The sequence below is a fragment of the Pseudomonas sp. GW821-FHT02H06 genome (genome assembly GCF_059421525.1).
Genome location: NZ_JBWKVD010000005.1, coordinates 349,072 through 364,185, shown reverse-complemented (window position 1 = coordinate 364,185; position 15,114 = coordinate 349,072). Strand labels below are relative to the sequence as shown.

Annotated in this window: 10 protein-coding genes; 7 read left to right on the top strand and 3 right to left on the bottom strand. The window is 63.1% G+C overall.

What is annotated here, in order from left to right:
* Nucleotides 1–119: 119 nt before the first annotated feature.
* On the bottom strand, nt 120–1,397 hold the full coding sequence (locus tag AC07VF_RS11640) for an acetyl-CoA C-acetyltransferase (protein WP_495008479.1): 1,278 nt from the start codon (nt 1,395–1,397) through the stop codon (nt 120–122).
* A 202-nt stretch (nt 1,398–1,599) separates the two neighbouring features.
* Here AC07VF_RS11640 and AC07VF_RS11635 point away from each other — a divergent pair, with 202 nt between their 5' ends.
* From AC07VF_RS11635 to AC07VF_RS11610, 6 genes are all read left to right on the top strand, one after another.
* Entirely contained in the window at nt 1,600–2,955 is a 1,356-nt protein-coding gene (locus AC07VF_RS11635) for a 3-oxoacyl-ACP reductase (protein ID WP_495008480.1), read from the top strand.
* 87 nt (nt 2,956–3,042) lie between these two features.
* Nucleotides 3,043–3,900: a MaoC/PaaZ C-terminal domain-containing protein gene (locus AC07VF_RS11630; protein WP_495008481.1), complete on the top strand. Its 858-nt coding sequence runs from the start codon at nt 3,043–3,045 to the stop codon at nt 3,898–3,900.
* Nucleotides 3,901–4,115: 215 nt separating this feature from the next.
* Nucleotides 4,116–4,421, top strand: coding sequence for a MazG-like family protein (locus tag AC07VF_RS11625; protein WP_192173421.1), 306 nt, complete (start codon nt 4,116–4,118; stop codon nt 4,419–4,421).
* Complete coding sequence (locus AC07VF_RS11620) at nt 4,418–5,167, top strand: methyltransferase domain-containing protein (RefSeq protein WP_495008482.1); 750 nt, start codon at nt 4,418–4,420, stop codon at nt 5,165–5,167. The genes AC07VF_RS11625 and AC07VF_RS11620 overlap by 4 nt, the downstream gene beginning before the upstream one ends.
* A gap of 48 nt (nt 5,168–5,215) precedes the next feature.
* Nucleotides 5,216–5,845 (top strand): DUF4136 domain-containing protein, encoded by a 630-nt coding sequence (locus tag AC07VF_RS11615; RefSeq protein ID WP_192173423.1) that lies wholly within the window; start codon nt 5,216–5,218, stop codon nt 5,843–5,845.
* Nucleotides 5,846–5,887: 42 nt separating this feature from the next.
* Nucleotides 5,888–6,457, top strand: coding sequence for a DUF4136 domain-containing protein (locus AC07VF_RS11610; RefSeq protein ID WP_495008483.1), 570 nt, complete (start codon nt 5,888–5,890; stop codon nt 6,455–6,457).
* A gap of 491 nt (nt 6,458–6,948) precedes the next feature.
* Here AC07VF_RS11610 and pbpC read toward each other — a convergent pair whose 3' ends face one another.
* Nucleotides 6,949–9,285, bottom strand: a complete 2,337-nt coding sequence (pbpC, locus tag AC07VF_RS11605) for a peptidoglycan glycosyltransferase PbpC (RefSeq protein WP_495031055.1) — start codon at nt 9,283–9,285, stop codon at nt 6,949–6,951.
* 173 nt (nt 9,286–9,458) lie between these two features.
* Here pbpC and AC07VF_RS11600 point away from each other — a divergent pair, with 173 nt between their 5' ends.
* The gene (locus AC07VF_RS11600; protein WP_122535324.1) at nt 9,459–9,752 is read left to right on the top strand and encodes a hypothetical protein; all 294 of its coding nucleotides are present in this window, start codon (nt 9,459–9,461) and stop codon (nt 9,750–9,752) included.
* Nucleotides 9,753–9,914: 162 nt separating this feature from the next.
* Here AC07VF_RS11600 and AC07VF_RS11595 read toward each other — a convergent pair whose 3' ends face one another.
* A complete protein-coding gene (locus tag AC07VF_RS11595; protein WP_495008485.1) occupies nt 9,915–14,843 on the bottom strand; it encodes an alpha-2-macroglobulin family protein in 4,929 nt (1,642 codons plus the stop codon).
* Nucleotides 14,844–15,114 lie beyond the last annotated feature (271 nt).

Sequence of the window (15,114 nt, the reverse complement as noted above, 5' to 3'; positions counted from 1 at the left end):
TCTCAACTGAACGATAAACGGGGCTGATTTATTAAAACCGGGGGCTGATTTATTTACGATGAGACGCTGTAAATAAATCAGCCCCTTTTAAAAAAACATTCTTTAAAAATTAATCAGCATCAGCCCTCGATAATGGCCGTCACGCCCTGCCCACCCGCGGCGCAAATCGATATCAATCCACGCCCTCCTCCCCTATTGCTCAGCAGTTTCGCCAGGTTCGCCACAATCCGCCCACCCGTCGCAGCAAACGGATGCCCCGCCGCCAACGAGCTGCCTTTCACATTCAGCTTGCTGCGATCAATCGACCCCAGCGGCGCGTCCAACCCCAACCGCGTTTTGCAGTATTCCGGGTCTTCCCACGCCTTCAACGTACACAGCACTTGCGCCGCAAAGGCTTCGTGAATCTCGTAGTAATCGAAGTCTTGCAGCGTCAAACCGTTGCGCGCCAGCAGGCGGGGGACGGCGTAGACCGGGGCCATCAGCAGGCCTTCGTTGCCACGCACAAAATCCACGGCGGCAGCCTCGCCATCGCGCCAATAGGCCAGAATCGGCAAGCCCCGCTCATGCGCCCACTCTTCGCTGGCGAGCAGCACCAGCGAGGCGCCGTCAGTCAGTGGCGTCGAGTTACCCGCCGTCAGTGTGCCCTTGGCGCTGCGCTCATAAGCAGGCTTGAGCGACGCGAGTTTTTCCAGGCTCGCGTCGGTGCGCAGGTTGTTGTCGCGGGTCAGGCCGAGGAACGGCGTGAGCAGATCGTCCTGCCAGCCCTCCGCGTAAGCAGCGGCCATTTTCTGGTGACTTTCCAGCGTCAGTTGGTCCTGCGCGTCGCGGGGGATGCCCCAAGTCTGCGCCATCAGTTCGCAGTGCTGGCCCATCGACAAACCGGTGCGGGGTTCGCCGTTGCGCGGCAGCTCCGGCTTGAGGTTATGCAGGCGTAATTGCGTCAGTGCCTTGAGTTTGTCGGCCGTGGTTTTGCTGCGATTGACCTGCAACAGGATCTGCCGCAGGTCTTCGTTGACGCCGATGGGCGCGTCTGAGGTGGTGTCCACGCCGCCAGCGATGCCGCACTCGATCTGGCCGAGGGCGATTTTGTTTGCCACCAGCAGCGCCGCTTCGAGCCCGGTGCCGCAAGCCTGTTGAATGTCGTAGGCAGGGGTTTGCGGCGACAGCCTTGAGCCGAGCACGCATTCGCGGGTGAGGTTGAAATCACGGGAATGCTTGAGGACCGCGCCGGCAGCGACTTCGCCCATGCGCAGGCCATGCAGGTTGAAGCGCTCGATCAGACCCTCCAGCGCAGCGGTCAGCATGTCCTGATTGCTGGCGGTGGCATACGCGCCGTTGGAGCGTGCGAACGGAATGCGATTACCGCCGACAATGGCCACGCGTCGTGTCTGAATCATCGAAATCTCCTTTCTCTTTTTTGGATCTTGCGGGCATCGGTTGCGGAAGCACGACCGCAGCAGGCCTGGCGTTTTTGTGCCCCCTGACGAAAAGCGATCGCGAGCACGCTCACTCCTACAGAGTTCGCCAACTGACAGCGTAGGACCTATTACCCACCGGTGCGGTCAACTGATTTGAACCCAGACTCAAGGAGCGTGTTCCATGGCATCCGATCGCTACATTGACTTCGTCAACTCCGACCTCGGCCGCAAGCTGGTCGGCGCCGTCGGTTTGCCAGCCCCCGCACGTCTGGAGCGCTGGCAGGCCGGGCGTCTGCGTCCGGTCGAAGGCGCGCTGTTGCTGAGCACAGGTCCGCTGGCCGAGCGGGTGAGCGCCTTTGCGCCGCGTCTGACTGATGTGCTGTTCAGTCATGGCGGCGAAGTCACAGGCGCCCACCCTTGGACTGCCGAGCAGAGCGCGAAGATCAAGGCCGTGGTGTTCGACGCCAGCACGCTGCTGCACACCTCTCAGCTGAGTCAGTTGCGCGAGTTCTTCCAGCCGATCCTGCGTCATCTGGATAACAGCGCTCACGTCGTGATGCTTGCGCGCGCGCCGGAGGCTCAATCCGATCCACTGGCCGCCAGCACGCAGCAAGCCATCGAAGGTTTCAGCCGCTCGCTGGCCAAGGAAATGCGCAACGGCGGCACGGTTCAGCTGCTGCAAATAGAGGACGGCGCCGAAGATCAACTGGAAGGCGCGCTGCGGTTTTTCCTGTCGCCGAAGAGCGCGTTTATTTCCGGTCAAGTCATTCGCCTGAGTGCTTGCAATCAGCAGGTTCAGGACTGGACCCGCCCACTGGCCGGACGCAAAGCGCTGGTGACCGGCGCCGCCCGAGGCATCGGCGCGGCCATCGCGGAAACCTTGGCTCGCGACGGTGCAGAGGTCGTTTTGCTGGACGTGCCCCAGGCCAAATCGGATCTGGATGCCTTGGCGGCGCGTCTGGGTGGGCAGGCGCTGGTTCTGGACATCTGCGCACCGGACGCTGCCGCTCAGTTGATTGAACACGTCCCCGGCGGGCTCGATATCGTCGTGCACAACGCCGGCATCACCCGGGACAAAACGCTGGCCAATATGCCGGCGGACTTCTGGGACTCGGTGCTCGACGTCAACCTCAACGCGCCTCAGGTGCTGACCCAGGCGCTGCTCGACACCGGCGCGCTGCACGAAAACGGCAGCGTGATTCTGCTGGCGTCGATCAGCGGGCTGGCGGGCAATCGTGGGCAAACCAACTACACCACCAGCAAGGCCGGCCTGATCGGTTATGCCCGAGCGATGGCGCCGACACTCAAAGCCCGCGGCATCAGCATCAACGCCGTGGCCCCGGGCTTTATCGAAACCAGCATGACGGCGCACATGCCTTTTGCCCTGCGCGAAGCGGGCAGACGCATGAGTTCGCTGGGCCAGGGCGGCCAGCCGCAAGACGTGGCGGAAGCGGTGGCGTGGCTGGGTCAACCGGGTTCCGGCGCAATGAGCGGCCAGGTGCTGCGGGTGTGCGGCCAAAGCGTGCTCGGCGCCTGAGCTGGCATTAAGAAAAAAAGTGTCTGAATAGGCGCCCCGTCGATCCGAGGCCTGCCTGATCTGTAGCATGACCACAGGAGTAGCTCGATGAGTGTGCACTGGCGGTATCTGGACACGCCCCCGGCCCTTCCCGGCCTGTTCATGCAAGCGGCGCTGCGGCGCAAGGTCAGCGGCACGCAATTGCCGGATCAGGGGCTGCGGTGCTGGATGTCGGTGGACCCGGACAGGGTGAAAGCGTTTGCCCACGTCTGCGGATTCGTGCCCGGCAGTCTGCTGCCGCCAACCTATCCCCATGTGCTGGCTTTCCCGCTGCAGATGAAGCTGCTCACCGACAAGGACTTTCCCTTCCCGCTCCTCGGATTGGTCCACCTGCATAACCGGATCAGCATTCGTCGGCCCCTTGGCAGCGTGATCAAGGTTCAGGTCAGCGTGCGTGTCGGCCACCTCAAGCCCCACGCCAAAGGTGCGACGTTCAGTCTGATCACCCAAATCGAGGACGCGCTGGGCTTGCTGTGGGAGGAAGAGAGCACGATGCTGTGCCGAGGTGTTCAGGTGGACGGCGAAATCGACGGCGATTACGAGCCGGCACCGCTGCCGATGACGGAGCTGGCGACGTGGTCGGCGCCGTCGGACATTGGTCGTCAGTACGCGAAGGTCAGTGGTGATTACAACCCGATTCACCTCAGCGACAGCAGCGCAAAGCTGTTTGGTTTCCCCAAGGCAATCGCCCACGGGCTGTGGATAAAAAGCCGTGCGCTGGCGGCGCTTGAGGATCACCTGCCGGCGTCGAACGTGGAGATATCGGTGGAGTTTCACAAACCGGTGCGGCTGCCCAGCGGGGTGACGTTGTCGGCCAGCGCGGCGGCGTCCCATGGGCAGTTCAAGCTGGAAGGGGCGGAAGGGATCGTGCATATGGTGGGGAGCTGGCGACCGGCGCCGGAGTGATGGCTGCGCCTATCGTGCGCCAGTGGTTTTGCGGTGTGACATCTGACGCCTTCCCGGCTAAAGCCGGTCCCACTAAGTACGCAGACTGTAGGACCGGCTTCAGCCGGGAATCGGCGCACCGCCGTAGCGGGTATAAAACATGCGTCCCGGAGCATCGCGCCCCCCTTGCGTCAATCGCCTATCCCCCTGAAGCTACGCACCTTCAGGAGACCCCCATGAACCTCGACGAACTCACCCAACGCCTGCATCGCATCCGCGACAACAACGACTGGCGGCAATTTCACAGCCCGAAAAACCTGGCCATGGCCGCCAGCGTCGAAATGGCCGAGCTGGTGGAGATCTTTCAGTGGAAGACCGAGGATCAATCCCGTCAGCTGCCCGCTGATGAGCTGGCCCACGCCGGGCAGGAAGTCGGGGATATCGTGCTTTACCTGCTGCTGTTGTGCAGCGAACTCGGGCTGGACATGGATGAAGTGGTGCGCGCGAAACTGGCGGACGGCGAACGGCGGTTCAGCAAATGAGCGACCGTCATTTCGATCAACTGGCGACGCGCTTCGCTGAAAAAATCTACGGCGGTGCCAAGGGCGCGATCCGGTTGGCGGTGCTACAAGCTGACCTCATCGAAAGCCTCCCCGATCGTCCGTTGCGCGTGCTGGACATCGGCGCCGGGCTTGGGCACATGTCGCTGTGGCTGGCCGAGCGCGGTCATGACGTCACGCTGGCCGAACCCGCCGCGCCCATGCTCGAAGGCGCCCGCCAGCGCTTTGCCGACGCGGGGCAGACGGCGAATTTGATTCAGGCGCCGTGGCAAGCACTGCCCGATATTCTGACCGAGCGTTACGACTTGGTGATCTGCCATGCCGTGCTGGAATGGCTGGAAGAGCCGTTCACGATTCTGCCGGTACTGCATCAGCTAACCAAGCCCGAAGGCTGGCTGTCATTGGCCTTCTACAACCGCGACGCGCTGATTTATCGCAATCTGCTCAAGGGTCACTTCCGCAAAATGCGCAAGAACACCCTGGCCGGCGAAAAACAGAGCCTGACCCCGCAGGAGCCTGTTGATCCGCGCGAACTGGCAGCGCAACTTGGCTCCCTGTGGCGAGTCGAAACGCAAAGTGGCATTCGGGTTTTCCACGACTACATGCCGGTCGAGTTTCAGGCCAAGGCCGAGCTTGCGGATCTCCTGGAAATGGAGCTCGCCCATCGTCGCCATCCGGCCTTCGCCGGACTGGGACGCTATCTGCACTGGATGTGCCGGGCTGTCTGACCCACGCTGGTTGATACACACTGCTTAACACACGCTGCGGAGACCCTAATGAAACGCCGTCTCGCTTTGCTTTCCCTCTGCCTGGGCCTCACCGCCTGCCAGAGTCCCAGCCCTTATCGTGCCGTGTCTGCGGCCATTCCACCGGCGCCGCCTCAGGCTGCCAACGCCATCGACATGAGCGCTTATCCTGCGGCGCCGCGCGACTATGGCCGCTATCGCAATTGGTCCTGGCTCAACGGTCAGTTGCCGCCGGGCACCCTGTGGGCTGACTCGGCTCAGCTGGCTGAAGCCGTCAGCAACGGGCTGGATCAACGGGGTTTGCGGCCTTCGCAGAACCCGCAGGCGGCGGACTTGCGCGTCGCGGCTGATGCCCACGCCGAAACCCGGATTCGTCAGGTGCGCGACGACTATTACGATCCGTACTACGGCGGTTCAGGTGTGGGCTATTACGGTGGTAATGGCTACCGCAACGGTTACGGCGGTTATGCCAGCGTCCCGATCGTGCGCACGTATCAAGAGCAGGTGGTCGTGGTGCGCATCAGCCTGTTCGATGCCCGCAGCGGCCAGCCGGTGTGGAGCGCGAGTGCCGAAACCGCCAGCGGCGGCGATCAGTCAGAACGCGCCAAAGCCCTGCGCCAGGCCGTACAACAAGCCCTGACGGCTTACCCGCCGTCCTGATTTCGCGCCCCGTGGCGTTTTGTTTTCACGCTGGAGAAACCCATGTATCGCCGCATTGCTGTCCTCTGTGTCGCCCTGCTGCTCGGCGCCTGCCAGACCGATCGGGTCAACCGTGACTTCGACTCCCAGCGGGATTTCGGCGCTTACCGCTCTTGGGCGTGGAAAGAGCCCGGCTTGCAATATCAGCCTAACGATCCGCGCATCAAAAGTGATCTGACCGAGCAGCGCATTCGCCAGGCGGTCGGCGAGCAATTGGAGCAACGCGGCCTGCGCATGGCAGCGCCCGGCGTGACAGCGGATGTTCAACTGCAGGCATGGCTGATCGTCGAGAACCGCCAACAGACGGTGACTACCAACTATGGCGGCGCTGGCGGTTATTGGGGTAATCCGTGGGGCGGCTACTGGGGCGGCCCGATCGGCACCGAGACGCGCAACATCGATTACAAAGTCTCGACGCTGCAGATCGACATGCTCGACGGCAAGGATGGCAAGCTGGTGTGGCGTGGCAGCACCGAGCAGATGGTCAACGACAGCAATACCAACCCTGCTGCACGCGAGCAGGCCCTGCGCCAGACCGTGCAGCAAATTCTGCAGCAATATCCACCGCATTGAAGGTTGATCAGTGCTCAGCCTGTGAGGTCCATGTAGGAGTGAGCTTGCTCGCGAAGAAGGTATTTCAGCCGCTGAATCTTTAACGGATGTGCCGACCATTCGCGAGCAAGCTCGCTCCCACACTCCGTGCTTCAACAGATACATCTGCGGCGTCCTCTGACACCGCGCTATCTCTGAGCTGACACATCGCATGTAGGAATGAGCTTGCTCGCGAAGACGGTATTCCAGCCGCTGAATCTTTAGCGCATGTACCGCCCATTCGCGAGCAAGCTCACTCCTACAATCCGTGCTTCAACAGATACATCTGCGGCGTCCTCTGACACCGCGCTATCTCCCAGCCGATACATCGCACGTAGGAGTGAGCTTGCTCGCGAAGACGGTATTCCAGCCGCTGAATCTTTAGCGGTCGTACCGCCCATTCGCGAGCAAGCTCACTCCTACAATGGATTGCGCCCAGTTGAGCGCCCGCAGACAGAGTCCAGGGCATTGCCTCACTCCACCACACTGAACTCCACCCGGGCGGTCTGCCCGCTTTCATCCAGCACGCTCAGTTGGTATCGCCCCAAGCGCGTGAAGGTGTGGGTGTAGCTGTCCTGACTGGCGGTGTCGCCCACCGGCGTGCCGTCGATGAACCACCAGCGCCGGCCACTTCCGCCCAGCGCCGACAGCGTGAGCCGCAACAGTTGCTGACTGCCGGCCGGCAAGCGCAACTGATCGCCCTCTCGCACCCCCACCACGGACAACGGCGGCGCCAGGCTCAATCCCTGGGGCGGGCATGACGGGTCGATGTCCGGCAAGCGCGCCTCGCGCCGCTCGGTTTTCGGCAGCCAAGGCTCAAGCGGCGCCGGCCAGAGGGCAATGTCTTTTGGTTGAGCCTGTGGACAACTTGCCGCGACACGCAGGCCCTTATCATTCAGCCAGACTTTTTCCGTGAGCCCCAATCCCAGCGGCTGATCGGTCGCCTGCAAGGTCGGCGGCGTCGTGCCGTCGAGGGTCCAGGCGAAACGCTGACGGCGGCAGTTCGGATCACTCTTGCTCATCGGCTGCCCCAGCGGCCAGCAGATCGCCGCGACGCCAACGTTGAGCGGCACCGGCAACACGGGCGGCAGGATGTTGCGCTGGGCGTCGCGGTTCACCAACAGGTCGTGAACCTGCAGCATCAGCGGCGCCGCCGACGCCAGACCGAACTGCCCCGGCACCGGCGTCCCGTCGGGCCTGCCAATCCACACGCCAATCAGAAACCTTGGCCCCACGCCAATCGACCACGCATCCCGAAAGCCGTAGCTGGTGCCGGTTTTCCAGGCCAGTTGCGGCCGCTGCACAAGCTCGGCATGGGGGTCGAGATCAGGTCGTGACTGGCCGCTGAGAATCCGCCGGATGATCCACGCCGCCCCCGGCGACATCATCGGTCGGTCACGCAGACGATCATCGGGCTGCAAGCGAATGTCCGCGCTGCGCCCGCCCCGCGCAAACGCGCTGTAGCCGCCCACCAGATCCTCCAGTCGGCTGCCCGCGCCGCCGAGAATCAGCGCCAAATTGGGCTCAGCCAGAGGCGGCAGGGTCAGCGGCACGCCGCCGTTGCGCAATTCGGCAGCAAAGCGCTTGGGTCCGTAGGCTTCCAGCAACTGCACCGCCGGCAGGTTGAGCGACATCGACAGCGCCGAACTCGCCGCCACCGCGCCGTTAAACCCCGACGAGAAATTGCCGGGACGATAGTCGCCGTAGCGCCGGGGCACGTCCTGCAGCAACGATTCGGAATGGATGAGCCCGGCGTCGATGGCCTTGCCGTAGAGAAAGGGTTTGAGCGTCGAACCGGGGGAACGCAGCGCGCTGACCATGTCCACATGACCAAAACGTTTGGCGTCGCCGATGTCCACCGAGCCAACGTACGCGCGGACGGCCATGTTCTGCGCTTCCACCACCAGAATCGCGGCGGACGTTCGCTCGGGCAAGCGTGCGCGCCAGCCCAGCAGCAGGTCTTCGAGACGACGCTGCAGGCCGGCGTCCAGCGTGGTGCGGATCAGGGGCGGGCTGTTCGGGCGGTTCAGGCGCCGGGCCAGCAAAGGCGCCAGGCTCGGTTCCTGACGGGGCGCAAGCAGCAGCGGTTCTTCCAGCGCTTCGTCGACCGCGCCCTGAGGCCACGTGCCGAACTCAGCCAGACGCCGCAGCACCTTGTCCCGCGCGGCCTGGGCTCGTTGGGCGTGACGATCCGGGCGCAGACGACTCGGCGCCTGGGGCAATACCGCCAACAGCGCCGCGTCGGCACGGGTCAGTTGTTGCGGGGACTTGCCGAGATACGCCCAACTGGCCGCGGCGACGCCCTGCAACGTGCCGCCAAACGGCGCGCGATTCAGGTACAGCACCAGAATGTCCTGTTTGGACAGGTGCCATTCCAGCTGCGCGGTGCGCCACAGTTGACGAAGCTTGCCCGCCAGGGTGCGCGAATGGGGGTCGAGCAAACGCGCCACCTGCATCGACAGCGTACTGCCCCCGGACACCACATGGCCGCCGCTGAGGTTTTGCCAGGCGGCGCGCGCCAGCGCCATGGGGTTCACGCCGGGATGCTGATAGAACCAACGGTCCTCGTAGGTCAGCAGCGCTTCGAGGTAATAGGGCGACACCTGATCGACCGTCACCGGGTAGCGCCAGACGCCATTGGCATCGGCGAATCGCCACAGCGGCGTGCCGTCTTCGGCGAGCACCACGCGGGCCAGATCATCCTTGGGCAAGGGCAGCGGCCAGATCCGGTCGGCGAGCCAGAGCAGCAGACACACGATGAGCAGGCTGCCAATGAGCCAGCCCAAAACGCGAGTACACCGTCGTCCCATTCGCGAGCACGCTCGCTCCCACAATGGACTTGTGAATCCCGGGCGGTTCCTTCGCGGCAATAATCGCGTGATCTTCACAGAAAGCCTTTACCCGACAGGGAACTCGCCCGGACAATCAGCAGCCAAAGCGGGCAGTGCCGTTTTTGGTCCACGTCCCTCATCAGGAAGCAGATATGCAGGTAGAAAGCGTTTTCGAATGGCTCGGCCAAGTGATTGGCGCCGTGATCCGCTTCGTCGTCGACGGCTTAAGCTGGTTGTTCAACATGTTCACTCACGCGGGCGGCAATTTCGTTGACGGTCTGTCGCGCACGCTGGGCATGGACACTTCAATCGTCAGCATCGTCGCCCTGGTCGTCGGACTGATGCTGCTGTATTCAGCGATCCGCGCCTTCATGCGCGCCTCGATCATCATGGGGATCATCTGGCTGTTTCTGGGGTTGTGGCTGTTGAGCTGGATTATTCATTGATTGCTTTGATCGTTCCCTCGCGGCGCTGATCGTCCGCTCGGCGCTGATCGTTCCCACGTTCCGCGCGGAAATGCAGCCCAAGACGCTCCGCGTCCCCTGACGCAGAGCGTCGACCGAGGTGCTACCGCGCAGAGCGTGGGAGCAACCGGCATCACCCCTCCTCTACTTCTTGCCCTTCACCACCAATTGCGCCGGCGCTTCGCCCAGTGCCTGCCAGTTCGGCCGGTACATCGACTCCACCTGCGGCGGCGGCACGCGGTACACGCCCGGCGTCACAGCACGCGCCAGATACAGCAGGTGCACCGTGTTGAAGCCTTCCAGATCCACCGCAGCCACATAGCGATCGCCACGGAATTCCTGATGCTTCACGCCAGCGTTTTCCATCGATTCGCGCCACTGCTTCACCGACTCGCTGGCGTCTTCCAGACTGGCCGAACTCTGCGCCAGATTCTGGTTTTCGATCTCAAGACCTGCGGGCAGCAGATCCACTACCAGCGCATCCGGCACGCGCTCCTTGGCCTTGATCTCAAGGTGCACCAAGACCAGTTCACCGCTCTTCAAGGCATTGAGATTCAGCGCCTCGCCGTCCATGCCCAAGTAGTCGCGACTGATAGACAGGTTCTCACCCCCGGCCGCTGGCGGCTGCGACGGATAACCGGAAATCGTCATCTGCTGGTACAGCGTGTCGCCACCGGTGTTCTGCACCGTCAACGGCGCGGCCAGCACTGAACTGTCGAGTTTGACGCCCGGTTGGTCGTTGCTCAGTTCGCGATTGTTGCTGCCGCTGGTCAAGGTCGCCGCCCATTTGCCTTCCGGCTTGCCCAGCAGATCGCGACCGGCGAGGAACAGCGAGTTGCGCTCCTGGGTCGACAGATAACGGTTCGCCGCGACCTGATCGGACAGCGCAAACAGCCGCTCCTCGACCTTCTCCTGTGCCAGTTTGTTTTCTTCCAGCAGTGACAGAATTAACGCCTGATCACGCAACGGGCTGCCGTAATCGGCGAGCCAGTCGTTGGCCTTGCGACCGGCTGCCAGCCCGGCAAGCAAAGCCTGATCGGCGCGGGGTTTGTCGCCCATTTTTTCCAGCGCGATGGACAGCTGCACCAGCGGCAGGCCCGATCGCGCATCGCTGCGACGCTCGAACAGACTGCGCAACGCACCCAGCGGTGCCTGCTGACTGCGCGACAGCACCAGACCAGCGTAGGCCTGCACAGCGAAACGGGTGTGGTCGGCGTTTTCGCTGTAATTCACCTCGATCTGATTGCGCTCCTGCAAGTAACGCAGCAGCCGCTCGTTGGCCTTCTTCAGCGCATCCGGCGGCACGGCAAAGCCTTGGTCGCGGGCGCGCAGCAGGAAGTCGGTGACGTATGCGGTCAGCCAGTATTCCTCCTCACCGTCCGCCGCCCACAGGCCGAAGCTGCCGTTGTAGCGCTGCATGCCGATCAGTCGCTCGATGCCCAGCTCGATCTTGCGCTTGCGCTCGGCATCGGACTCGCCTTGCAGGCCCAGACGCTTGAGCGTTGCGGCGTCGGCATAAAGCGACGGGTACAAGCCGCTGGTGGTCTGTTCCAGGCAACCGTAGGGATAGGCTTTCAGCGCGCGGATCTGTTCGCCTAGGTTCAGCGGCGGACGGCTCGACACCGACAGCAGCGCCTCGCGTCCCGCTGGCTCGAACGCCTCAAGGGCGCCGTCCGGCAGGCTCCATGCCTGATCCTTGAGCACCGCGCGGTATTGCTTGAGCATCGCCGGGTACGCAGGGCGCACGCCGATGGTCCATTCGCGGCTGAAGGCTGGCAGGTTCTCGCCCGGCAGGTCCAGACCGTTGACCGTGACCCGAATGACGCCCTGACCGAAACCGCCCAGCGCCTTGACCGGAATCTGCAGCGTCGTGCGTTGCCCCTGGTTCAGGCTGATGGCTTTGGCGCTCTCGCCTTCGACCAGGCTCAGTTGCCCTTCAGCGACGACTTGCACGTTGAGCTTCTGCGCCTTGCCGGACAGGTTCGACAGGTCCAGCGCCACCTTGGTCTGGTCGCCGCCCGCCAGGGATCGAGGTGCCGACAGCTCGGCGATCAGCGGCGCCGCCACCACGGTTTTGGCTTCTGCCATGCCGTAGCGCTCGTCGGTCCAGGCCTGGGCCATGATCCGCAGCTCACCGTTGAAATCCGGGATGTCGACGCTGACTTCCGCATCGCCCTGCTCGTTCAGGGCCACCGGCGCGCTTTGCAGAGCGACGATGGTGACGCTGGTTTCCGGCCGCTTGCCGCCTTTGGCCAGCGCCGCGTCACCGCCGAAGGCCAGGCTGGCGAGGCGATTACGTCCGGCCTCGATCAACTGGCCATAGATATCCAGCTGATCGGCGCCGTATTCCTTGCGCCCGAACATCGCCGCGAACGGATCCGGCGTGGCGTACTCGGTGATGTTGAGAATGCCGACGTCCACCGCAGCGACCAGCACATGCACGCTCTTCGGGATCGTGCCGTCGGCGTTCTTCGCATTGACCTTCAGTTTGAGCGGCTGCTTGGGCCGCATCTTCTCGGGCGCCGTGACGGTCAGCGCCAGCTTGCGCTGCGAGCGGTCCAGCGGAAGGTGCAGGACGCCCACGGCGCGTTTCGGCGTGACATTGGCTTTGCGTTCACCCGGACGAATCACCAGCGCGCTGACGTAGAGGTCATGCCGCGCCCATTTCTTGTCCATCGGGATGTCGTAGGTTTTGCCTTCGGCCGGCACGTCGATCTCTTGCCACCACAGCGGCCCTTCGCTCGACTCCACCAACAGATAGCCCTTGCCCGCCGACGGCGGCGTGACGTTGACTTTTGCGGTGTCGCCGTCGGCATAGGCCGGTTTGTCCAGCGCCAGCTTGACCTGATCGGGACGCACGGCGCCGCCTTCGGCATTGTCCTGCCAGCGATAACCAGCCCAGAAACGCACGCTGCTGATCAGGCCCGTGGCCGGATCCTCGACTTCGACGCGATAAGGGCCCCACTCCACCGGGAAGCTGATTTTCGCCGTCGAGTCCTTCTTCACGCTGAGGGTTTCTTCGGAGAGGTTGAGAAATTTCTCGTTGAAGTGATAGCTCCAGCCGTCGCTGTCGGAGTAGTTCCAGTAGTAATCGCGCCGCTCGCGGACCAGCCGTACTTTGAGGTTGTCGGCGGCCAGTTTGTGGCCCTGGGCGTCGGCCATCAGCACTTCAAATTCAACCGGGCCGTCGCCGTCGGTGGCTTCGCCGTCGAACAAACCGCGCAGGCCCGGCATTGCGTCAGCGGGCCAGACCGGCTGGGTCAGACGCCGCGTGATCGGACGCCCACCCGACTCCTGCAAACTGGCTTGCAGCACCAGCTCAAGCGGTGAACGGGCCTTGGCCCATTGGCTGTCGATGCTCAGGTCCAGCTTGCCGTTGGCATCGAGCGTGCTGTCTTCGATTTCCAGGTCCTGCTTGAGGTCCTCCTCGGTCACCGAACCAAACTGATAACCCGGCAGGCCGGGCACGGCTTCCCGCAGCGGACGCACATAGAGCTGACCGTTCAGGCGATTGCCCGACGCGGGTGCGCCGTAGAGGTAACGACCGGTAATCGCCACATCGAACGGCGCGTCGGGTGCCAGCGGGATGTCGCTGCCCTTGAGTTCCAGGGCCATGCGTTCTGGCAGGAAATCTTCGACCTGGAATTCATACAGCTGCGGCTTGCCGTCACCCAGATCAAACACCAGTTGCCAGCGACCCGTCGGCGCTTCTTCCGACAGCTGCAATTGATATTGATACAGCCCGGTGGCGTCAGCGTCCCACACGAACTTGCGACTGACCTGCTCATCCGGTCGGCGCACTTCCACGGTGATCGGCTGAGGCTTCACGCTCTTGCCGTCGCTGTCACGCAGCAAACCGTTGAGCAGCACCACTTCGCCCGGGCGATAGAGATCGCGCGGGCCGAAAATAAAGAATTGCAGCGGGTGGGCCTTGGGGCCGGTGATGTCGAATTCCGCCAGATCCAGCGCGGCGCTGTTGAGACGCAGCATGCTGGTTTGCTCGCCTTGATGGGCCAGCAGCACTTCAGCCTTGGCCGGCAGTGGCAGCTCGGCGTGGCCGGCGTTGTCGGTCTTGCCCTGGCCGATCACGCGGCCTTTCTCGTCATACAGCTCGACGTCGACGCCGCTCAGGGCTTTGCCGCCTTCCAGCGCCTGAGTGAACACGTCCAGGCGATTGGCGTAACGGTGCGCCGACAAGCCGATGTCGCTGAGGGTGAACAGCGTGGCAGGCTGGGTGTAGTTGTAGGTACCGGAGGCGCGCATCACGGCCAGATAAACGCCCGGTTGTTGCAGCGGTTTGAGGCCCGAGATCGGCAGCAGCACGGTGTCGCGGGTGTTGCGCGCAGGGTTCAGGTCGAAACGGCCGCTGTAGACCAGATCGGCCAGGGGCAGCAGTTCTTTGGACTGGTAGCTCTCAAGACTGGACGAGCCTTCCCATGAGCCAAGAAACGCAGGCAGTGACTCAGGCTTGATGCGGAAGAATTCGACGTCGACTTTATCGACGTTGAGGGCGATTACCGGCAGGCCTTCAGCGAGCCGGGTGGGCAGCAGGCTGCCGCGACTGGCGAAGCCCACGGTCGCCTGGAGATCGGAGGTTTCCAGCCGTGCGGAATACTCTGCCGCCAGAGTATTGTTGTTCACCGCCACCAGACCCGGATCGATGGTCAGCACCAGCTTGCGCTTGGGCTCGAGGTGACGCAGGCGCAGCTCCATGAGGTTGTCCGACAGCTCCCAGGCGCCATCGACCTTGCCGTCCTTGCTGTCGACCAGGTGCACTTTTTCAGCGAATTTCTGATCGGGGTTCAACGGCACCGAGAAGCTCAACGACAGCGTGCTGGCGCCATCGAGCTGAACTTCGGAGACGTCCACCACGGTCAACTCGCGGCCGGCGTAGCGCTTGCTCAGCGCAGGAATGTCTACTGCAGGCTTGGGCTTCGCGGACTCGGCGGCGCTTGATGAAGCCGCAGCAACCGGAGGGGTGGCCGCCGCTGAAGCGGGCTTATCGGAGGTGGAGGAATCGCAGGCACTGAGCAGTACCAGCGCGCAGGCCAGGAACAATCCTTTGTTTAGCATGAGGCACTCATTTGGACGGCAGCGATGAGGGAGCAGAAGTTATAGCACCGCTTTGGCAATCGTAAAGCGCGGCGCGGAGATAGACCGTGGGTTTGTGCGTTTGTTCTCGAGGGGGAAACGCAGCCATGGTTCCTACCCTTGCGGGAGTCGACTTGATTTCTCGGCCATGCTCGGGGACTGGTGGGAGTGAGCTTGGTCGACTCGGAATCCAGCCCACTCCGCTGAACCGGTGGGAGCGAGCTTGCTCGCGAAGGCATTTTCACTCCCGATG

Excerpts from the sequence above, each read along its gene's own strand:
- AC07VF_RS11640 (WP_495008479.1), bottom strand. The coding sequence starts at position 1,397 with ATGATTCAGACACGACGCGTGGCCATTGTCGGCGGTAATCGCATTCCG.
- AC07VF_RS11635 (WP_495008480.1), top strand. The coding sequence starts at position 1,600 with ATGGCATCCGATCGCTACATTGACTTCGTCAACTCCGACCTCGGCCGC.
- AC07VF_RS11630 (WP_495008481.1), top strand. The coding sequence starts at position 3,043 with ATGAGTGTGCACTGGCGGTATCTGGACACGCCCCCGGCCCTTCCCGGC.
- AC07VF_RS11625 (WP_192173421.1), top strand. The coding sequence starts at position 4,116 with ATGAACCTCGACGAACTCACCCAACGCCTGCATCGCATCCGCGACAAC.
- AC07VF_RS11620 (WP_495008482.1), top strand. The coding sequence starts at position 4,418 with ATGAGCGACCGTCATTTCGATCAACTGGCGACGCGCTTCGCTGAAAAA.
- AC07VF_RS11615 (WP_192173423.1), top strand. The coding sequence starts at position 5,216 with ATGAAACGCCGTCTCGCTTTGCTTTCCCTCTGCCTGGGCCTCACCGCC.
- AC07VF_RS11610 (WP_495008483.1), top strand. The coding sequence starts at position 5,888 with ATGTATCGCCGCATTGCTGTCCTCTGTGTCGCCCTGCTGCTCGGCGCC.
- pbpC (WP_495031055.1), bottom strand. The coding sequence starts at position 9,285 with ATGGGACGACGGTGTACTCGCGTTTTGGGCTGGCTCATTGGCAGCCTG.
- AC07VF_RS11600 (WP_122535324.1), top strand. The coding sequence starts at position 9,459 with ATGCAGGTAGAAAGCGTTTTCGAATGGCTCGGCCAAGTGATTGGCGCC.
- AC07VF_RS11595 (WP_495008485.1), bottom strand. The coding sequence starts at position 14,843 with ATGCTAAACAAAGGATTGTTCCTGGCCTGCGCGCTGGTACTGCTCAGT.